The 19,111-nt window shown below is 63.5% G+C and carries 17 protein-coding genes; 9 read left to right on the top strand and 8 right to left on the bottom strand.

All coding sequences use genetic code 11. The annotated features are described in order from the left end of the window. Positions 1-126: 126 nt before the first annotated feature. The gene (locus ACFQ2F_RS07970) at positions 127-408 is read left to right on the top strand and encodes a hypothetical protein (protein ID WP_379088274.1); all 282 of its coding nucleotides are present in this window, start codon (positions 127-129) and stop codon (positions 406-408) included. 107 nt (positions 409-515) lie between these two features. Here ACFQ2F_RS07970 and ACFQ2F_RS07965 read toward each other — a convergent pair whose 3' ends face one another. Further along, positions 516-1,232, bottom strand: a complete 717-nt coding sequence (locus tag ACFQ2F_RS07965; protein ID WP_379088271.1) for a metallophosphoesterase — start codon at positions 1,230-1,232, stop codon at positions 516-518. A gap of 146 nt (positions 1,233-1,378) precedes the next feature. Between ACFQ2F_RS07965 and ACFQ2F_RS07960 the strand changes: the two genes are divergently transcribed. Further along, positions 1,379-1,858, top strand: coding sequence for a hypothetical protein (locus ACFQ2F_RS07960; protein ID WP_379088268.1), 480 nt, complete (start codon positions 1,379-1,381; stop codon positions 1,856-1,858). Positions 1,859-1,878: 20 nt separating this feature from the next. On the opposite strand, the gene ACFQ2F_RS07955 is transcribed toward ACFQ2F_RS07960, so the two are convergent. Genes ACFQ2F_RS07955 through ACFQ2F_RS07945 form a run of 3 tightly spaced genes read right to left on the bottom strand, consistent with a single transcriptional unit; the run spans position 1,879 to position 4,374 of the window. Continuing rightward, positions 1,879-2,640, bottom strand: coding sequence for a TVP38/TMEM64 family protein (locus ACFQ2F_RS07955; protein ID WP_379088265.1), 762 nt, complete (start codon positions 2,638-2,640; stop codon positions 1,879-1,881). Then, positions 2,637-3,368: a gamma-glutamyl-gamma-aminobutyrate hydrolase family protein gene (locus tag ACFQ2F_RS07950; RefSeq protein ID WP_379088262.1), complete on the bottom strand. Its 732-nt coding sequence runs from the start codon at positions 3,366-3,368 to the stop codon at positions 2,637-2,639. The genes ACFQ2F_RS07955 and ACFQ2F_RS07950 overlap by 4 nt, the downstream gene beginning before the upstream one ends. Positions 3,369-3,408: 40 nt before the next feature. Continuing rightward, positions 3,409-4,374: an amidoligase family protein gene (locus ACFQ2F_RS07945; protein WP_379088259.1), complete on the bottom strand. Its 966-nt coding sequence runs from the start codon at positions 4,372-4,374 to the stop codon at positions 3,409-3,411. Between the two features lie 160 nt (positions 4,375-4,534). Between ACFQ2F_RS07945 and ACFQ2F_RS07940 the strand changes: the two genes are divergently transcribed. From ACFQ2F_RS07940 to pqqE, 4 genes are all read left to right on the top strand, one after another. Further along, positions 4,535-6,040: a hypothetical protein gene (locus tag ACFQ2F_RS07940; protein ID WP_379088256.1), complete on the top strand. Its 1,506-nt coding sequence runs from the start codon at positions 4,535-4,537 to the stop codon at positions 6,038-6,040. Between the two features lie 291 nt (positions 6,041-6,331). Next, positions 6,332-7,072, top strand: a complete 741-nt coding sequence (pqqC, locus tag ACFQ2F_RS07935) for a pyrroloquinoline-quinone synthase PqqC (protein ID WP_379088253.1) — start codon at positions 6,332-6,334, stop codon at positions 7,070-7,072. Further along, on the top strand, positions 7,065-7,370 hold the full coding sequence (gene pqqD / locus ACFQ2F_RS07930) for a pyrroloquinoline quinone biosynthesis peptide chaperone PqqD (protein WP_379088250.1): 306 nt from the start codon (positions 7,065-7,067) through the stop codon (positions 7,368-7,370). Before pqqC ends, pqqD begins: the two co-directional genes overlap by 8 nt. Before the next feature lie 16 nt (positions 7,371-7,386). Continuing rightward, positions 7,387-8,640: a pyrroloquinoline quinone biosynthesis protein PqqE gene (gene pqqE, locus ACFQ2F_RS07925; protein WP_379088247.1), complete on the top strand. Its 1,254-nt coding sequence runs from the start codon at positions 7,387-7,389 to the stop codon at positions 8,638-8,640. Between the two features lie 169 nt (positions 8,641-8,809). On the opposite strand, the gene ACFQ2F_RS07920 is transcribed toward pqqE, so the two are convergent. Next, entirely contained in the window at positions 8,810-9,481 is a 672-nt protein-coding gene (locus ACFQ2F_RS07920; protein ID WP_379088244.1) for a DUF975 family protein, read from the bottom strand. A gap of 217 nt (positions 9,482-9,698) precedes the next feature. Between ACFQ2F_RS07920 and ACFQ2F_RS07915 the strand changes: the two genes are divergently transcribed. After that, a complete protein-coding gene (locus tag ACFQ2F_RS07915; RefSeq protein ID WP_379088241.1) occupies positions 9,699-10,985 on the top strand; it encodes an ABC transporter substrate-binding protein in 1,287 nt (428 codons plus the stop codon). Positions 10,986-10,988: 3 nt separating this feature from the next. Here the strand turns inward: ACFQ2F_RS07915 and ACFQ2F_RS07910 are convergent, their stop codons facing one another. Together ACFQ2F_RS07910 and ACFQ2F_RS07905 are read right to left on the bottom strand one after the other, a co-directional pair. Then, on the bottom strand, positions 10,989-11,858 hold the full coding sequence (locus tag ACFQ2F_RS07910; protein WP_379088238.1) for a quinoprotein dehydrogenase-associated putative ABC transporter substrate-binding protein: 870 nt from the start codon (positions 11,856-11,858) through the stop codon (positions 10,989-10,991). A 236-nt stretch (positions 11,859-12,094) separates the two neighbouring features. Next, a complete protein-coding gene (locus ACFQ2F_RS07905; protein ID WP_379088235.1) occupies positions 12,095-12,544 on the bottom strand; it encodes a hypothetical protein in 450 nt (149 codons plus the stop codon). Between the two features lie 392 nt (positions 12,545-12,936). Here ACFQ2F_RS07905 and ACFQ2F_RS07900 point away from each other — a divergent pair, with 392 nt between their 5' ends. Together ACFQ2F_RS07900 and ACFQ2F_RS07895 are read left to right on the top strand one after the other, a co-directional pair. Further along, positions 12,937-14,364 (top strand): flavin-containing monooxygenase, encoded by a 1,428-nt coding sequence (locus ACFQ2F_RS07900; RefSeq protein WP_379088232.1) that lies wholly within the window; start codon positions 12,937-12,939, stop codon positions 14,362-14,364. A 111-nt stretch (positions 14,365-14,475) separates the two neighbouring features. Beyond that, entirely contained in the window at positions 14,476-16,686 is a 2,211-nt protein-coding gene (locus tag ACFQ2F_RS07895) for a CHASE2 domain-containing protein (RefSeq protein WP_379088229.1), read from the top strand. Between the two features lie 15 nt (positions 16,687-16,701). On the opposite strand, the gene ACFQ2F_RS07890 is transcribed toward ACFQ2F_RS07895, so the two are convergent. Further along, entirely contained in the window at positions 16,702-18,948 is a 2,247-nt protein-coding gene (locus ACFQ2F_RS07890) for a SulP family inorganic anion transporter (RefSeq protein WP_379088226.1), read from the bottom strand. Positions 18,949-19,111 lie beyond the last annotated feature (163 nt).

Here is a 19,111-nt window from a genome sequence, read left to right as displayed (position 1 = left end):
ACGTCGCCCCTATCGGTTGCAATTTCAGGCTTAAACGCAGGCATTGAGATCGGTCTCCGGCGGCCCCCGGAACTCCCGCCTCGACCCGTTAGTTATGCCCACCGAACCGACAGAAAGGCGACGTTAATGACCAGTCTCATGCACAAGCTGACAGGTATCACCGCGGCCACAGCCCTTTTCACCGCCAGTTTCGCGGTGCTCCCCATGGCGTCGACGGCATCGGCCGCCGATGTGGAGATCGGCCGCGACGGCGTTGAGGTCGATGCGGGCGAGGATCGTCATCATCACGATCGCTACGACGAGCACGGCGAATATCACGACCACGACCGGTACGATCACAGCGACCACCACGACCGGGACGAGGACGTGAATATCCGTGTCCCGGGCGCCAACATCAACATCGACTGATCGCCGCCGGTCCTAGAATAGAATCGCGGAAGCGAAAGGCCTGGCGCCCAATGGGTGCCGGGCCTTTTCCATATGTCCTGTCCTTTATGTGCTGTTCCTGCGGGCCGCTATCGCGTGGCGTCGATGATGGCTCTGTCGTCGCCGGAGAGAACGACAGCGGAGAGCCGGCCGTAGATGAAACCGCCCGTATCGACCCCGATGCGGTTCGGAAGGCTTTCGACCGATCTCACCGGCGTATGCCCATGCACGACCACCTTCCCGAAATCCCCGTCATAGGTGAGGAACGGCTCGCGGATCCAGACGAGATCGAACCGGTCCTGCCGGTCGAGAGCCACGCCTGGACGCACGCCGGCATGGCAGAAGAAATAGCCGCCGCGCACGATAGAGAGCTGAAGTGCCTTGTAAAATTGCAGATGGCTCTCGGGCATCAGCTTGAGAAACCGGTCCCGGGCCGCTTCCGGATGACGGGGCAGCTCGCCGGGCGGAATGCCGTAGGAGGCTAGCGTCTCCTCCCCGCCATTCACCGCCCATTGGCGCGCTTCGCCGGGCCGCTCGAGGAAGGTGAGCAGCATCTCCTCGTGATTGCCCATGAGGAAGGTCGCGGGTGCCGGGAGTTCGCCTGAGGTCAGCCGGTCGATCACGCCCCGGGAGTCGGGCCCGCGGTCGATATAGTCGCCGAGGAAGATCAGCTCCGCGTCGGCCTCCGGGTGCTCGGCAATGTCGTCGGCGATCTTCGCAAGCAGCCCGTCGAGCAGATCCAGACAGCCATGCACGTCCCCGATGGCGTAGATTCGTTTCCCGTCCGGCAGCTTCATATTCGACATGAAATCTATGCAGCTATTTTATTGAATGTCGGCGGCCCCTAGGCATCCGGCGCATCTCCTTATAGAGAAACGGATGGAGACCGGGTGCACAACCCGCCCGGCCAGCCTGAAGGCCGGCGAGAGGAAACGCGAAAGAGGAGAGTCCGATGAAGTTTGTGCCTGCTGCACTTCTGACCCTTTTGATTGCCCTTGGCGGCGTGTTCGCCATGCCCATGGGCGCCTCCGCTCAGGAGAGCGATCCCGCCGCGCCGGCCGGCGAGCCGGCAGCCGATGAGGCTGCGAAGCTGAGCATGGAGCTCAACAAGGTCGAGACCCAGGGCAGCGCCTGCCGCACCTATCTCGTCTTCAAGAACGAGACCGACAGCAGCTTCAAGACCCTGAAGCTCGATCTCGTGGTCTTCGACACCGACGGCATCGTGGCCAAGCGCCTCGCCGTGGAAGCCGCTCCCCTCGCCGCCGACAAGACCAGCCTCAAGGTGTTCGATATCGGCGACGTAACCTGCGACAAGGTCGGTCAGCTTCTGCTCAACGACGTGACGGCCTGCGCCGATCAGGACGGCGAGATCGACGAGTGCATCGCCAAGCTCGATCTGAAATCCCGCGGCGACGTCGACTTCACCAAGTAGCGTAGGCGCGAAAGGACTTTTCAGGCGCCCGGCCCCGCCGGTGCGCCTTCTCCTTTCCGTCTCCTGTGTCGCGCGATGCCCTTCCAAACGAAGGGCGCCGCGATGATGCAGGCGAGCGTGCCCAGCGCGATGGCGATCTGGCCGGGGTCCATCTCCATGAGCCCGTCGCCGAAATAGGCGAGCAGCAAGGTGTAGGGCAGCAAGCCACCGAGGCTGCCCAGCAGGAAGCGCCACATGGTCAGCGGCGTGACACCCGCCACATAGCTCACGCCATCCAGATTGAGACCCGGCAGGAGCCGGCAATAGAGCACCGCCAACGTCAGCCGGTTCTGGCTCGCATCGGACGCCAACAGCCAGGAGCCGACCTTCGTGCGCTCAAGCGCCGAGATCCAGCCGCGCTCCTCGACGAAATCGCGGCCCAGCGCCCGGCCGATCAGAAACCCGATGGCGGCGCCGAGCTCCGCCCCAATCAGGATATAGAGCGTACCCAGCAGGGGTCCGAAGGCGGCACCCGCCGCGATCACGACCACCGAGCTCGGCACCACGGCAAGCACCGCCGCCAAACAGCGGAACCCGATAATGGCGATCGGCCCCCAGATGCCGATGCTGTCGAGGAGCGACTTGATCTCGTCTTCCGTCGGCAAGGTGATGTCGCCCCGGAAGACATAGGCTCCCGCGACCAGCAGAACGAAGACCCCAGCACCCAGGGCGAGCTTGAAGCGCGAAAGGGTCTGGCGGGACGGTCCACCGGCCTCCTCGGACGGCTGATCGGGCTCCGTCATGCGCCCTTCCCGTCAGCGCAGTCGATACCCGGCGCGCCCTCGGCGAACACCGTCTCGCCGCGCATACGCGCCCGCGCGCTCTCCACGAGCGCTCGGAACAGCCGCTGCTGCGCCTTGGCATAGAAGAGAAGCTCCGGGTGCCACTGGACGCCCACCAGGAAACGGTCGGCCTCCCCCTCGACAGCCTGGACGATGCCGACCTGATCGCGGCCCACCACCTTCAGCCCTTCTCCGAGCTTGTCGATCGATTGATGGTGCAAGGCGTTCACCTTGCAGGGCGAGCAATCGAGGATCTCGTGCAGCCGGCTCCCTTCCAGGATGATCACCCGTTTACGGGGCAGCACGGTGCGCATCTTCGGCGCCTCCTCGTACACCTCGTGTATGTCGGTATAAAGCGTGCCGCCCAGCGCGATATTGATCGCCTGCGCACCGCGGCAGATTCCTAAGATAGGCAGATCCGTCGGCAACGTCTTCTCCAGGAGCTCGAATTCGAGCTCGTCCCGCTCTGGGTCTATACGCACGTCGGGCAGCATCGCGCCGCCATAGAACTCCGCGCCGATATCGTCGCCGCCGCCAATGATGACGCCGTCGAGGTCGTCCGTGGGGGTGCCGCGCCCCGCGACCAGACGCACGGCCTTGGCGCCGGCCCGCCACAGAGCCAGACGATGCATCATGAAGCTGCGCCAGCCGCCGCGGGCTGAGCTTGTGACTCCGATTCTGGGTTTCATATCTCCGGGTTCTTATGTCCGGGGTTCACATGTTTGGCGGTCATGAGCCGATGAACTCGGCGACCTCTTCCGCCCAGCTCTCCTCATCGTGCGCTCGGGCGAGATAGGCACGCCCCGCCGCCGCCAGCCGGTCGGCATCGGCGGCGAACCTCTCCACCGCCACCCAGCGGTTCCATTCTTTGGCGAAGCTCCAGGACGGATCCCCCAGCTTCGCATCGGGCAACCGGTAGTGAAAGGTCGGGCGGCCATTGATCTTCTCGTTCGGAAGTCTGGCGCGCACTCGGGCCTCGTCGAGATAGGCGAACAGCGGAAGCATATCGAGATCGTGGTTCCGGCTCGGATTGTGGGCCAGATAATCGTCGATCATCTGCGCCGTATCCGGATGATAGTCGGGATCGGCGATCAGACGCACATAGGTCGGATCGTAGGGATCTGCAAAACGCAACAGCCGCCGGGTCGGATCGGGATCGATGCTGCGCCACAGCCAGGGGCTGAGCAGCGCGAAGGCCTTCACGATGGGCATGATGCCCTCGGCCTTCCGCGACGGGGTCTCCGGATTGAGATGCAGGCCGAAGGCGAAGAACACGCTCTTCTCCGTGCCGCTCGCCCCGCTTTCCGCCATGCGCCGCAACAGCCGAGCGACCTCCGCCAGCCGGTCCATGGGCACGGGCGGCGTCACGATCTCGTACGGCACCACCAACTCCGCCGCGGCTCCGACCAGATTGGCCAGCCTCGATCCCACCTCGTCGAGAAGCTTATGAGACTTGCTCTGATAGTGGGCGTAGCTCGTATCGAGGGTCACCTCAAAATCGCCGAGCGGCGTGCCCGTCACCTCATAGGCATACGGGTCCGTCTGGCGGTACGTGCCGCCGAGCTCGTCTGCGAGAAACACGGCCGTCCGCCGGCCGTCCAGCCCCCCGAATTCGATCTCGACGCCCACACATCGCATTTCGCCCGCGTCGTTCTCGGGATGCGGCGGTGTTTCGAAGCTCTCTTGTGTTGTCATAAACGAGTGAAGTGCCGGAAATATTGGCTGTTGCCCTCAGGCTTACAAACAACGGCTTGCAAGGAGAGTTCCTAAAGCTCGTACGAACCCACGGTGATCGGGACCAGCCGAGCGGCCTGTGATAAAGATGAGAATCAAACGAAGCGCAATGAGGGACAGAATGCGGATTGTCGTTGTGGCGCTCGCCAGTCTGGCGATTGGCGGCCTAGGGCTTTGTGCGCCAGCCGGAACCCAGTTGAAGCCGTTAAACTGGATTTCAGACACCGCCTGGGCCCAGGATCCCCCGCAAGATCCTTCGAGTGACGAGGCGAACGCCGATCCGGATGCAGAGGTCGACGAAGGCCCGGTCATCCCTCCGCTGCCGACCAAGAAGGACGAACAGGCCGCCAGAGAGGCCCTCAAGCGCCGCTGGACCGAAGACGGCTGGGTCGTCTTCAAGGCGCCGGAACAGCTCTTTTCCGTCGCCCTGCCCGGACAGCCCAAGATCACCGCCAAGCCCGTTGCCGGCCACACGCCGCTGATCCAACACGACTACCAGGTCGATCCGGGTGACGGCACCGCCTACCACGCCATCGTCTTCGAATACCCCGAAGGCCGCGCGCCGGATGCCAATGTCGATTACTACCGCCGCCTGGTGGAGGCCTACGCCAAGGGCTCAGGCTCCAGCGTCTCCAAGCAGGGGCCGGCGAGGATCGCCCGCAAGCACGGCTACGAAGCCACCACAATCGACAAGTCCAACAACCTGATCCATCTGATCGATCTGCTCCCGTCCGGCGACCGGATCTACATGCTGGTGACAGCCGGCCCGCCCGGCCATGCGCGCAGCGACGAAGCCATGCGCTTCCGCCAGTCCTTCCACCTGATCGATCCGAACGCCACGGAAGACGAGATCGCCGAAGAGGCGCTTGAGCAGGAACCGCCGACGCCGGAAGCGCCCGCCACCGAAGAGACCGCGCCGGAGAGGCCTCTCGCCTCCGAAGACGATCTCATGGGTGAAGAGAGCGCGGACGAAGCCGCCGAAGAGTCCGTCGAGGATCTCACGCCGGCAGACGAGGACGTCGAGCAGCCAGAGGTCGACGGCCCGCTCTATGGCGGCGAGCCACCTGAGACGAGCGAGACGGACGAAGCAGAGACCGAAGCCGAAGAGGCCCCAGCCCCGCCGGCCGATGTCGAAGCGGAGATGGAGCCTGCCGAGCCGGAAGACGCGAGCCCAGAGGCGGCTGAGGAAGAGGCCGCAACAGAAGAGACTGGACCGGCTGACGAAGACGTCACCGAGCCCGGCCCGCCCCCGGCACCGACCTTCGAGGGAGAAGACGAGACGTCGTCCGAAGACAAGGCGCCAGTCCCGCCCCTGCCCGACGAAGACGCCGAGACGGCGCCGGAACCGGACGCCGATGCGCTCGAGGAAATGCCGCCCGTCGAGGAGAAGGCACCGGAGACCGAAGAGGCGCCGTCCGCGGAAGAGCCGGAAGGTGAGGCCACCGAGGCGCCTGAGGCTGAGGAGCCCGAGGCGCAACCCGACACTGAGGAAGCCGCACCTGAGGCGGGAGAATCGGATGAGGGAGAGACCGAGGAAAGGGCCCCGGAAGCTGAGGAGGAGCCGGATACCCTGCCGTCTCACCCTTACGATGAAGACGTGGATCCAGACGAGCAGATCTCGATCTAGAGCGTGAGCCTGATCAGGCCCACGCTCCGAGAGAGCTTTAGGGCGCCGCAGTAAGCCTCTGATTCGTCAACAAAAAGGTCTCTGGAGGCATCTGCTCTTCGTCCCGACGGCATTGCGCGGGTCGCCAGACAATCCGCCGGATTGTTGGAATTTCTTCATCTTCGCGTTTTCTCGTGTTCATGACGCAAACCCGCGGATTCGGTTATGATCTGCTGCAAGAATAAACTTGCAGGAGACGCGGGTGCGGATCGGTCCCGCCCGGGCCATGCAAGAGAAGACCGAGGAAACACCGTGACCAAGATTCTAAGCCCAGATGAGCTGGAGGCGGAGCTGCGCGCCATCGGTGCGGAGCGCTATCACGACAAGCATCCGTTCCATAAGCTGCTCCATGGGGGCAAGCTGAACAAGGGCCAGGTCCAAGCCTGGGCCCTGAACCGCTATTGCTATCAGTCGGCGGTGCCGCGCAAGGACGCCGCCCTGATGAGCCGCTGCTACGACCGGGAGCTGCGCCAGGAATGGGCCCACCGCGTCACCGATCACGACGGCGCGCCGGGTGAGGAAGGCGGCATCGAGCGCTGGCTGGCGCTGACCACCGGCCTGGGTCTCGACGAGGACTACGTGAAGTCCATGAAAGGCGCCCTGCCCGCTACGCGCTTTGCCGTGGAGGCCTATGTCAATTTCGTCCGCGAGAAGACGCTTGTTGAGGCGGTTGCCTCCTCGCTGACCGAGCTCTTCGCCCCGAAGATCCACGAGGAGCGCATCTCCGGCATGCTGGAGCATTACGACTTCATCGACGATAGCGTGATGCAGTATTTCCGCCGCCGGCTGACTCAGGCGCCCCGCGATGCGGACTTTGCGCTCGAATATGTGAAGCAGCACGCGCGCACGCCGGAAGCCCAAGCCGGCGTTCTTGATGCGCTCCGCTTCAAGACCAATGTTCTTTGGGTACAGCTCGATGCGCTCTACTTGGCGTATTACGATCCGGGAATGATTCCCCCAGGCGCATTCGTACCGGCGGAGCAAGATGGCTGAAACGAACCGGCCTGGCCGCCTGATCGTTGAATCAGGCACCAAGCCCTATTTGCCCCCTTATCTGAAGCTCCGTCACGATAAGGGGCGCGACAGATGGATTCTTCTGGCGCCGGAAAGGATTCTGACGCCGGATAAGATCGCCGTTGAAGTGCTTCAGCTCTGCGACGGCGCCAGCAGCGTGGAGGACATATCCAAGACCCTGGCCGAGCAATATTCGGCACCGGTCGACGTCATTCGAAAAGACGTGATCGAGCTGCTGCAGGACTTGGCCGACAAAGGATTTCTGAAGTCCTTCTAACGCTTAGGTGAGCAATATGACGACTGAGCTTAAGGACCACGTAGGCGACGAGAACGAGCATCTGGAGTCCGTCACGGTGGACGACGAGCCGACCAGCGGCGTCACCGGCGATTCGGACCCGCTTGGCGGCCTGTGCGCACGCGCGCCCATCGGTCTCCTGGCCGAGCTCACCCATCGCTGCCCCTTGCAATGCGGCTATTGCTCCAACCCCATCGAGCTGGAGCGGGTGAACAAGGAGCTCACCACCGAGCAATGGGTTTCGGTGATGGAGCAGGCCGGCGAGATGGGCATCCTCCAGGTGCATCTGTCCGGCGGCGAGCCCACGGCCCGCAAGGATCTGGAAGAGATCGTCGCCGCGGCCGCCCGCTCAGGCCTCTACAGCAATCTCATCACCGCCGCGGTCACCTTGAAGCGCGAGCGTCTTGAGAAGCTGAAGGAGCTTGGCCTCGATCACGTGCAGATCTCCTTCCAGGACGTGGATGCGGAGAACGCAGAGCGCATCGGCGGCTATCCCGGCGCCACGGCGAAGAAGCTGGAGGCGGCCAACTGGGTCACCGATATGGGTCTGCCGCTCACCATCAACGCGCCGATCCATCGCCAGAACATCCACAATGTCGGCCGCTATATCGACCTCGCCATCGAGCTGGGCGCCCAGCGTCTGGAGATCGCCCATGTGCAGTATTACGGCTGGGCCTATCTCAACCGCGCGATGCTGATGCCGACCTATGAGCAGACCATGCAGACCGTCGATGTGGTGGAAGCGGCACGCGAGCGCCTGAAAGGCATCCTGACGATCGACATGGTCGTGCCCGACTATTACGCGAAGCGCCCGAAGCCCTGCATGGGCGGCTGGGCCAAGGGCTTCATGAACGTGACGCCCGCAGGCCTCGCCCTGCCCTGCCACGCGGCGGAGAGCATTCCGCAGCTCGAGTTCGATAGCGTCGCCGACCGGCCGCTGCTCGACATCTGGCTGCACGGCGAGGCGTTCAACGCCTTCCGCGGCACCGACTGGATGAAAGAGCCCTGCCGCTCCTGCGCCTTCAAGGAAGTCGATTGGGGCGGCTGCCGCTGCCAGGCCATGGCCATCACCGGCGATCCGACCAATACGGACCCCGCATGCGCCCTGTCGCCCTATCACGGCGAGATGACCGCGATGGCCCGCGAGGAGTCCCGCCGGCCCCTGAAGCCTTACGTGTATCGCAATCCGAAAAATGCGGCCGAGGCACTGAAGCCGAAGAAGGAGGAGCCTGAGCTCACCCCTGCGGAATAGCGCGCCTCATCCCAAGACTTCGCTTCTTAAGAGTTCTCTCCTCACGCCGGGCTCCCCATGGACCCGGCGTTTTCTTTGCCTGAGAGAGGCCGGTGGAGAGAGGCGTGCCTAGGCGACAAAAAAGAGCCGGCCGCCAGAGGCGACCGGCTCCAATCAATGAGCTCTCAAGCTACAGCGTGGCATCCGCGGGCCGCGCAACGGCTCCGCCGCCCAGCAGCCGGTAGACATGCACGATCGCCAGCGTTGTGACCGGGATGGTCACGACCAGACCGATGAACAGTGCAAGCACACCCAGGATGTTGATGCCAATAATGGCGAGCACCAGGAAGAACAGCTGCCAGCGGTGGCCCTTCGTGATCTCCATGCTCGCCTTGAGTGCCTCGATGGGGCCCATGGCCCGATCGATCACAATGAAGGGCGAGAAGAAGAAGACCACCAGCGCGATCACACCCGGCACGATCAGCAGCAGCATGCCTAGGCCGATCATCAGGCCGAACAGGATCGAGACCGCCAGATACGGCAGGTAGGATTGCGGGTGCCACAGATCGCCGTAGGACACGTCGGAAAGGCTGTCATACGCCTTCAGGAAGAAGGCGATGGCGCCCATGTTGATCAGCGTCGACAGCAGGAAGTTGACGAGGTTGCCGATCAAGGTGCCGCTGCTCGGGACCTCCGGATCGACCGGCGCGTCTCCCATCAGCACGGAATCGATGCCTTCGGTGACCATTCCGACCACGACGGACGCAATGAACAGGATCACGCACGCGCCGACGAAGAACCACGGGCGGGACTTGAAGATCTCCCAGCCCTGCTTGATTGCATCTCCAACAGACAATTCCATTTAAAAGCCCCCCATAAAAGAATTGCCGAAAACTAACATAAGCCAGCGCTTAAAACCCTCTGAACAGCGCGCTTATCCTCACTTTTGCGCGAGCTGTGGCCGCACCACCCGCGAGCCTGCCTGCGACAAATTGCCATGAATTCCCGGAGGTGATACCAAATCTTCCTGATCTTTTGCCTGAAGGCGAAAGCCGTAAACGGTTGTGAAGGAGTTGGCGATGGCCTCTACCCGCGTGGCGCGCCCGGCCCCGCATGTGCTGCTGGCCGGTGCTATCCTGTTTCTCGGAGCCGTCCTGCTGGCGCTTCCCGCCCCGGCCGCGGACGCCTTCAACCCCGCCCAGACGAGCGGGAAGAAGGTGAACGAGGTGGAGATCGGCTACCTCAAGAAGGTGACCCGACCGACCACCCTGCCCGCCTCCCGTCTCGACAAGGAGCCTGAGGATATCGGCCTCGCCGGCGCCGACACCGCCTTGCGGGAGAACAACTCCGCCGGCCAATTCCTGGGCGATCACTACTCCGTCAAGGAGAAGCGGGTTGGTCCTGACGACGACGCGGTCGCCGGTCTGCAGGAGCTTCTGGATCAGGGCATCCGCTACGTGATCGTCGATGCGCCGGCCGATGACCTCCTGGCGCTCGCCGATGCAACCAAGGACAAGGAGGTGCTCCTCTTCAATGTCCGCGCGCCGGAGACGGAGCTCCGCCAGGAGCAGTGCCGGGACAACGTGCTCCACGTCGCGCCCGACCGGTTCATGCTGGCCGACGCTCTGGCCCAATATCTGATCGCCGAGGAATGGACGGACTGGCTTCTCGTGGCCGGCCCCACCAAGGGCGATCAGGCCTATGCAGCCGCCATCGAACGCGCCGCGGAGCGCTTCGGCGGCAATATCGTCGACCGACGCAATTACAAGGATATCCCAGGCCGCGACCGCGACGACATCGGCACCATTCCCGGCCCGAGCCAGGGTGCCGCCGAAGGCGACGATGTCGCGTCATACGACGTCATCGTCGTTGCGGACGAAGGCCGCGCCTGGTCCCCCTACGCCCCCTATCGGGGCGATGCACTGCGTCCCGTGGTCGGCACGGCGGGGTTGATGCCCGAAAGCTGGCACGGTGCCCATTCCAAATGGGGCGCACGCCAGCTCAACAACCATTTCGAGGAAGAGCACAGCCGCATCATGCTGCCGGTTGATTATCACGCCTATATCGCCGCCCGGTCTGTGGGCGAAGCGATCACGCGCAACCGCAATGCGGATTTCGACACCATCCGCGACTTCATCCACTCGGACAAATTCCAGCTCAACGGCTTCAAGGGCATCAAGCACACCTATCGCGCCTGGGACGGCCAGTTCCGTCAGCCGATCCTGCTGGTCACCGACAATGTGGTGGTGTCCGTTTCGCCCCAGCCGGGCTTCCCTCACCCAAGCGCACCGGACGTTCTGGTCGATACGTTGGGGATCGATCAGGACGAGACCCGCTGCGAGATCTACGAGACCGCCAAGCAGTAGCGCCTAGCGCTCTGCGGACTTGATCTGCTCCCCATCCGGGGCCAGCAGCGGCACGTTATAGCTCAGCAGGATCGCGTTTATCTCGTCCTGGTTCTCGGCGATGATCTTGTTCAGCTGATGCTTCCATTGGGGATCGTTGGGCGGCAAACCCATGGTGATCCCGTAGATCAGCGCAGGACCGGCCGTCTCGTTGACCAGCGGCACCACCCGGATCGGAACGTGGGAGTTCTGCGCGAAATACCCGCCGATCGGCCCCCACAGAATTGCAGCATCGAGATCGCCTTCGGCGAGCGCATGGATCATCTCCAGCGCCGGCCGCGGCGCGCCATCGTCGGATTCGCTCTCGAACGGCACCGCGCTCGAGGTCAGCCCGTTGGTCGCCAGAAGCGCCGCCGGCGGCGTCCGCGCCACGATCCCAACCCGCTTGTTCTTGAGCCTCGGATCGGAGAGCCTCTTCACGCCCGCCAGGCTGTCGTCGTCCCGCCGGTAGAGCAGCACATAGGAGGTGTAATAATAGGGGTTGGTGTCCTCGATCAGCTCCGTTCCTTGCGCATACCCCATGACGATCGCGCAATCCCGGTTGCTGAAGGGGGTGGGCATGCCGCCGCGCGCCTCCGGATACCAGCTATAGGTCAGCCGGCGGCCCAGACGGTCGGCGATCAGTTCGGCGAGCCGGTTCTCGAACCCATGCCCTGCCTCGTTGGAAAACGGCATGTTGTCGGGATCGGCACAGACCCGGAGCGGGCCCGCATTCTCCGTTTCGCTCGTTTGGGCATATGCGCCGTCTACCGCTCCGAACCCGATGAGGGCGAGCAGGCCGACGGCCAAATACCGACCCGCAAAAACACCCACGCTGCCGAGACGTCCAAACACTCTTGCTTCCTCCGACTCCGACGTCGGCAAACTTCACATCGGCTACCTGCCGACAGTCTATATCAAAGCGCCCGACTATGCCCTTGCCGTGACAGGGCGCCACGGATGATTCGAGCAGGCTGATCGTCGTCCCAGGAGATACGTGCGAGCGAAGGTGACGGATTTCGGTACCAGCCCGAAAGGAAATGATTCGAGCCTGGAAACCTCGAGAGCGCCTCGCGCCTAGCAGCCGCGACTCACTCGACCCCGGCACACGCCGCGATATTGGCCGCACGCTCCGATCCGGTCGGATAATGGGCGCCCGTCGGCTCGTCGCCAAATGCGCTCATCGCATCTTCTCCGGCGATGATGCTGTCATCCTCGTGGCTCGCCTTGAGAAGCTTCACCGCGCAGCAATCGGCTTCCAGCTCCATCTTGCGCAAGGCCGGCTTGATGTAGAAGAAGGGCTGCGGGCCAAGCTGGCCCAACCCCTTTTTCAGCATTTTCACGTGGCCCAAAGTATGATGGCAGCACTCGTGAGCGAGAAGAAAATGGCTGTAGGCCGGGGCCTTGGTCATGGTCGAACCGCTGACCACGATAATCCCCTCGCCGTCATCGTCGGTTAGGGAGGCCGCTTGCTCGGGAATGCTGGGAAGCGCGAAGGTCGCCACCTTGCAGTAAGGGTTCTCGACCTGTGGCAGCCACATGGGCCGAGCGTCAGCACTACCCAACCGGAACACGCCTAGGGTCAGAGCCGTTGCCGTAAGCAAAAACAGAAGACGCATCTTTCGTCCGCCGTTCATGAAAAGGTTCCCAGTTGTTTGACTCTACCGTGACACTCAGACCCCGCAACAGTGTCTTTTGTGCACCTGCGAACAAAATCCACTTCTAGTGAGCTTAGATCGAATTCTTTTTGTGCACCTGCGAACAATCGACACTGCGACCGACATGACAGTGCTGTTGGGCCAATTCTCGCCCTTTCACTGTGTTGATGCTGAGGACGAAACGTAAATTATAGGTATGAGCGTCCGCCAAGCTTAAGTAAAAACAATGTGATAGCTGGAATCGCGGACCGCTTTGAAGAGGAGGCAAGGGCGTCATGGACGTCAGCGGGAAGACCGACAAGTTCGTCATCATCGGCGCCGGCCCATCGGGCCTGGCAGCCGCGAAGGTGTTCAAGGAGCGTGGCATCCCCTTCGACTGCCTGGAGCGCGAAGGGGATATCGGCGGGTTGTGGAATCCCGCCACGAATACCGGTGTCGTGTATGACACCACCTTCTTGGTTTCTTCACGCAAGTTCACGGCCTTCGAGGACTTTCCCTTCCCGGACGACTATCCGACCTACCCGTCTCACAAGCAGGTTCTGAGCTATCTCAGGGATTACGCCCGCGAGTTCGGCATAGATCAGTCGATCGAGCTGAACGCCGATGTGGAGGAAGCCACCCGAATCGACGGTGGCTGGCGGGTGAAGGTGAAAGGCGAGAGCCATCCCCGCTTCTATCGCGGGCTGATCATGGCCAACGGCCATCACCACATCCCGCGCCGGCCTGACATTCCCGGCGAGTTTACCGGCGAGACCATGCACTCCCGCGACTACCGCTCCGTGAGCCAGCTCGCCGGCAAGCGCGTCGTGGTGCTCGGAGCCGGCAACTCGGCCTGCGATATCGTGGTCGACGCCACCAGCGTCGCCAAATCGGTGCATCAGAGCATGCGGCGCGGCTACTACTTCGTGCCGAAATTCATGCTCGGAAAGCCCATGGACGGGCTGATCCACTTCTTCGAGAAGTTCCCGGTCCCCCGCTCCATCCGCAACCGGCTCTACACCCGCTGGCACCGCATCTTCGTCGGCAAGAACGAGAATTTCGGCCTGCCCGCACCCGACTATCTCATCATGGACACCCACCCGACCATGAACACGGTGCTGCCCCAGCTCGTGGCCCATGGCCGGATCGACATCAAGCCGGACGTCACCGAGTTCGACGGCAAGATCGTGCGCTTCTCCGACGGCAGCGAGGTGGAGGCGGATCTGGTGGTCTTCGCCACCGGCTTCGAGATCAGCCTGCCCTTCATCGACAACAGCCTGGTCTTCGATAAGGACGGAAAGCCGATCCTGTTCATGAATGTCTTCCACCCGGAATACGACGACTTCTTCGCCGTCGGGTTGATCCAGGCCAATGGCAGCATCTGGCGCCTCGCCGACGACCAGTCCCGGCTCATCGCCGCCTATCTGATCGCCAAGGACAAAGGCGACCCGAAAGCCGAGTGGTTCGCCGATCTGAAGCGCGAAGGCTCCGACCACAAATCCTACAAGGGCTACGTCCAAAGCGAGCGCCACCGGCTGGAGGCCAACTATTTCTCCTATCGCCGTCTGGCCAAGCGTCTGCTGAAGAAGTTCGGCCGCTTCGCGACAGAGACCATGAGTGGCGAGAAGCTCCCCTCCCCGGAAGACCGTGCCGCGGCGGTCGAGCATCGCCGCGAGATGGCGTCTCACGCGCAAGGCGAGACCGTCTCCAGCGGCCGGGGCTGACACCGGCCTCCCATTCGCGCTTGAGACGGCTGGAGCAAAAGCGCCCCTTGCACTAGGCTTCGCGCGCCGGTTACCCGGCTCTTCGTCGACGCCTTGCGCTGGGGCCGCATCATGAGACCCGCCTTAAGCTATGCCCTGATCCTCGGATTGGTGATCCTCGGCGTCCTGGCCCTGCGCCTTTGGGACCCCGCTCCCGTGGCGCGCCTCCGCGCGCTCGCCTTCGACAGCTTCCAGCGCATCGCCCCGGAAGAGTTCAATCCGGAGCTCCCGGTCCGCATCGTCGATATCGACGAGGAGTCCCTCGCCAAGCTCGGCCAATGGCCCTGGCCTCGCACCCTGCTCGCCGAGCTTACCGACACGCTCCTGGAAAACGGTGCCGCGGCCATCGGTTTCGACATGGTATTCCCGGAAGAAGACCGCATGTCGCCGTCGAATCTCGCCCGCTACTGGGACGGCGCCGACAAAGGCCCTCTCGGCGAGGCCCTGCGCAACATGCCGGCCAATGACGCGCTCTTTGCTAGGTCCATCGCCGATGCCCCGGTGATCCTGGGCTTCATCGCGCTCAGCAATGGCGGCGCGCTGCCGGCGAACAAGGCGGGCTTCGCTCATGGCGGGGACGATCCGCGGCTCTTCGCACCACATTTCCCGGGCGCCGCGGTGAGCCTTCCCCAGCTTCAGGAGGCCGCCCAAGGCTCCGGCGCCCTGAATTGGATCCCCGAGCACGATCAGGTGATCCGCCGCATGCCCATGCTGGTGACCATCGACGACAAGCTTCTGCCCGCCTTCGCCGGCGAGATGCTCCGGGTCGCTCAGGGCGCATCCACCTACATGATCAAGTCGTCGGGAGCGAGCGGCGTTGAATCCTTTGGTGAGCAGACCGGCATAACCCGCGTCCGTGTCGGCGATTTCGAGGTGCCGACCGATCCGAACGGTCAGATGTGGATGAAGTTCTCCAAGAGCGCGCCCGGCCGGTACCTGCCCGCCTGGAAACTGCTCGAAGGCGACATCCCCGCAGCCGAGATCGCCGGACGCATCGTGATCATCGGCACCAGCGCCGCCGGCCTGCTCGACCTGCGCGCCACACCCCTGGAGCCCTCCGTGCCCGGCGTCGAGCTCCACGCCCAGGCGGTGGAGCAGATCATCGCCGGCAACTTCCTGCTCCGGCCTGACCTCGCGCTCCCGGGTGAACTCCTCTACATCCTCGTGCTGGGCATTCTGATCGCCGCCCTGATCTATTGGACGGGCGCCGCATCCAGCGCGCTTATCGCGATCGCGGCCATCGCCGGCGTGATCGGCTTCTCCTGGTACGCCTATTCGAGCCTCGGCTGGCTGGTCGATCCCGTCTTCCCGGCCCTGTCGCTGCTGGCCATCTACCTAACCGGCAGCCTCTTGATGTTCCTGCGCACCGAGCATGAGCGGAACCGGGTCCGCAACGCCTTCAGCCACTACATGGCGCCGGCCCTTGTCGAGCGCCTGGCCGCCGACCCCACCCGCCTGAAGCTCGGCGGCGAGATGCGCAACATGACGCTGCTCTTCAGCGACGTGCGCGGATTTACGACGATTTCGGAAGGACTTGATGCGGAAGAGCTGACTCGATTTCTGAACGAGCTTTTCACGCCCCTCAGCAACATCATCCTCGCCCAGGACGGCACCATCGACAAATATATGGGCGATGCTCTCATGGCCTTCTGGAACGCGCCCCTCGACGATCCGGACCATGCGGAGCATGCCTGCCGCGCCGCCCTCCTCATGATGGAAGAGATGCGCCGCCTGAACGACAAATGGCGGGACCACGCCAAGGAAACCGGCCGCGACTACCGCCCCGTCTCCCTTGGCATCGGCATCAACACAGGCGAATGCTGCGTCGGCAATCTGGGTTCGGAGATTCGCTTCGACTATTCGGTGATCGGCGACAACGTGAACGTCGCCTCGCGCATCGAGGGTCAGTCCAAGACCTATGGCGTTGGTGCGGTGATCGGCGAATCCACCGTGGAGCGTGCGCCCGGCTACGCCTTCTTGGAGCTCGATCTCCTGAAGGTGAAAGGCAAGACCCAGGCGGTTCGCATCTTCGCCCTGCTCGGAGATCAGGCGCTTCTAGAGGATGAGGAGTTCAAGGCCTTCCGAGACAGGCACAACGGCTTCCTCGACGCCTTCCGCTCCCGGGATTGGAAGGCGGCGGAGGAGACAGCGAAGGCCCTCTCAGAAGAGCAGCCCCACGGTCTGGAAACCCTCTACGGGCTCTATCTGGAGCGCATCGCCATCTACAAGAAGACCCCGCCCCCGCCCGATTGGGACGGCAGCGCCGAAGCCCTCAGCAAATAGCCGTATAGAGGATCGTCAGAGAAGCAGCGCGGAGATCTCGCGGTTCGCGAAATCCAGCCGGTCCGCCAGCAGCCGCACGATGAGCTGATGGAAGGCGGCGGCGGCCGCCGGGTCCTTCTCCCGCATCTTTTCGAACGACTCTCGCGAGAGCCGGAATACCAACGTCGGCTGCTCGGCCACGACGTCGGCGGTGCGCGGCAGATCGCGATAGAAGCCCATCTCGCCCACCACCGTCTGGCCGACCATGCGGCGCAGGCGGATCGTCCGGCCCATCTCGTCGGTCACCGTCACGGCTACGCAGCCTTCCGCGATCATGTCGACGGAATCCGAGGGCTCCCCCTGGCGGAAAAGCACGTCGCCCGGCTGAAACTCGCAGCGATCGAGATAAGGCTCGATGCGGCCGAGATCCGCCAGCTCGCCAAACTCAGCCTTGATCCAGCTCTCAAAGGTCTCATGAGACACGGTGGGCGCCGCATGCTCACGCAGCAACTCCTCCTCGCACCATTCGATCGCCTCGTTGCGGCTCCGGAAGCTGCGGTGGCGATGGCCGTCCTCGAAGAAACCGGCCCGCGCGAGATTGCCGCGCATCGTGTCGTCGAGCCCGGAGAAGACCAATGTCACGCCCGTCTCGTCGCAATAATTCCGCAACTTGATCAGGCTGAGCACGGCGGAGGTATCGAACCCCGAGACGGAGCCGAAATCGAGCACCACGAAACCGACTGGCATCTCCGCTTCGCCGTCGATCAGGGCTGCCTGCCCGTCGATGGTGCGCCGGACGCGCTCGAACAGCCCGTTGGAGGAGCCGAAGAAGATGAAGCCGGAGAGCCAGAAGATGTGGATCCGGCCGCCCTCCTCCCGGAGGATGCGCGCCTGATCCGGCGCCCGCTCCACATTGCCGGCGAATTCCTGACGGGTCAGGTGCCGCCGGATGACGCCGATGCGGCTGTAGCTGAGGGCGAACATCAGGCAGGCGCCGATGACACCGAGCACCACGCCGAGCAGATAGCCGAAATAGCAGATGACGATGGTGATCGCCAAAGCCAGCGCAAAGTCCGCATAGGACCGCTTGGCCGGCGCATGGAACAGCGCCTCCACCAGGATCACCACGCCGAGATAAGCCAGCATCCCGCCGAGCACCGCCTTGGGAACGAACATCCCCACATCCAGCCCGACGAACAGCACCAGCCCGCAGGTGAGCGCCACGAACACGCCGCTCAACCGGCTGACGGCGCCCGCCTCGTTGATCAGGATGCTGCCGTTGAGGGACAGATTGCCCGCCACGCCGCCGAACACGGATGCGAGCAGGTTAGCGAGTCCGTTCACCCGCAGTTCGCGATCGAGATTGGCCGTCTTCTGGCGCGCCACCTCTAGGCTGGAGACGTCGAGCAGCATGGAGATGGCGGTCACGCCGCAAACCGCCCCGATCTCGGCGCTGCTGGTCAGCATGGCGGTCCAATCGATATCGGTGCGCATGGCCGCCTTGATCGGCGACCAAGGCGTCAGCTCGCCGACGCTCGCTAGGAACCAGCCGCTCGAATGGGACGTGTCGAGCAGCACGAACAGGATGAAATCCATCACGATCATGAAGGTCACGAACGCGATGGGCAGCGCGAGGAAGCTGTGCACCCAGCGGCGCAGGAACACGATGGTGAGCGCGAACAGCCCAGCCACTCCGAGCTGAGCGGCATTCTCCGCCGAGAAGGTCTCAAACCAGCTCGACGGCTGGATGGTCAGACTTGTCCCGGTGATCACCTCGATGCCACCGGTCATGAGCAGCCAGCCCGACGCCGCCAGGAAGCCGCCGATCACCGGATACGGTACAAAGCGCAGGAACTGCCCGGCCCGGAAGGCGCCGAGGCCGAACAGCAGCAAGCCCGTGAAAAAGGTGCTGACCACCAGGGCCAGCAGCACATTGATAATGATGGTTTCTTGGCTTGCCCCTTGGGAGGCGAGCGTCGCGGCAATGGTCGTCGCCAGCACGCTCATCACCGCGACCGCCGGCGTATCGGGACCGGCATCGGACGGCACCAGGCTCGTCGTCAGCGAGACGATGACGCCGGTAACGATGGTACCCATCAGGAGCGAGGCCAGCCCCAACGGGAAGCCGGCCGCCAGCGAGCCCTGGAAAATCAGCGCACTGAAGGAGATGCAGTAGGCGATCTGCACCACGCCCGCGATCCCGCCCGCAAGGACATCGCGGCCGAGCGAGGCGGCCTGCGGTCCATCGGGACGCTTGAGTATGGGAATGCGGAGCGGAGACAAGAGCGCTTCTGGTTCAGGAGCGTTTGGGCCATCGCCGGCCATGGTCCGCAAACGTGCAGGTTACGGTTACCCATGCCGCAAAATGCGGAATGCAACACCGGCCAAAGCCAGACTTATACAGGTTTTGGGGGCAGTGCCTAGGGGGAAAGCCGAGGCCCGTCGC

This window comes from Methyloligella solikamskensis (assembly GCF_042676065.1).
In the GTDB taxonomy this organism is placed as follows: domain Bacteria; phylum Pseudomonadota; class Alphaproteobacteria; order Rhizobiales; family Methyloligellaceae; genus Methyloligella; species Methyloligella solikamskensis.
Note: the sequence above shows the minus strand (reverse complement) of the source record. Positions and strands in the feature narration are given on the sequence as shown.

Excerpts from the sequence above, each read along its gene's own strand:
- ACFQ2F_RS07970 (WP_379088274.1), top strand. The coding sequence starts at position 127 with ATGACCAGTCTCATGCACAAGCTGACAGGTATCACCGCGGCCACAGCC.
- ACFQ2F_RS07965 (WP_379088271.1), bottom strand. The coding sequence starts at position 1,232 with ATGTCGAATATGAAGCTGCCGGACGGGAAACGAATCTACGCCATCGGG.
- ACFQ2F_RS07960 (WP_379088268.1), top strand. The coding sequence starts at position 1,379 with ATGAAGTTTGTGCCTGCTGCACTTCTGACCCTTTTGATTGCCCTTGGC.
- ACFQ2F_RS07955 (WP_379088265.1), bottom strand. The coding sequence starts at position 2,640 with ATGACGGAGCCCGATCAGCCGTCCGAGGAGGCCGGTGGACCGTCCCGC.
- ACFQ2F_RS07950 (WP_379088262.1), bottom strand. The coding sequence starts at position 3,368 with ATGAAACCCAGAATCGGAGTCACAAGCTCAGCCCGCGGCGGCTGGCGC.
- ACFQ2F_RS07945 (WP_379088259.1), bottom strand. The coding sequence starts at position 4,374 with ATGACAACACAAGAGAGCTTCGAAACACCGCCGCATCCCGAGAACGAC.
- ACFQ2F_RS07940 (WP_379088256.1), top strand. The coding sequence starts at position 4,535 with ATGCGGATTGTCGTTGTGGCGCTCGCCAGTCTGGCGATTGGCGGCCTA.
- pqqD (WP_379088250.1), top strand. The coding sequence starts at position 7,065 with ATGGCTGAAACGAACCGGCCTGGCCGCCTGATCGTTGAATCAGGCACC.
- pqqE (WP_379088247.1), top strand. The coding sequence starts at position 7,387 with ATGACGACTGAGCTTAAGGACCACGTAGGCGACGAGAACGAGCATCTG.
- ACFQ2F_RS07920 (WP_379088244.1), bottom strand. The coding sequence starts at position 9,481 with ATGGAATTGTCTGTTGGAGATGCAATCAAGCAGGGCTGGGAGATCTTC.
- ACFQ2F_RS07915 (WP_379088241.1), top strand. The coding sequence starts at position 9,699 with ATGGCCTCTACCCGCGTGGCGCGCCCGGCCCCGCATGTGCTGCTGGCC.
- ACFQ2F_RS07905 (WP_379088235.1), bottom strand. The coding sequence starts at position 12,544 with ATGTGGCTGCCACAGGTCGAGAACCCTTACTGCAAGGTGGCGACCTTC.
- ACFQ2F_RS07900 (WP_379088232.1), top strand. The coding sequence starts at position 12,937 with ATGGACGTCAGCGGGAAGACCGACAAGTTCGTCATCATCGGCGCCGGC.
- ACFQ2F_RS07895 (WP_379088229.1), top strand. The coding sequence starts at position 14,476 with ATGAGACCCGCCTTAAGCTATGCCCTGATCCTCGGATTGGTGATCCTC.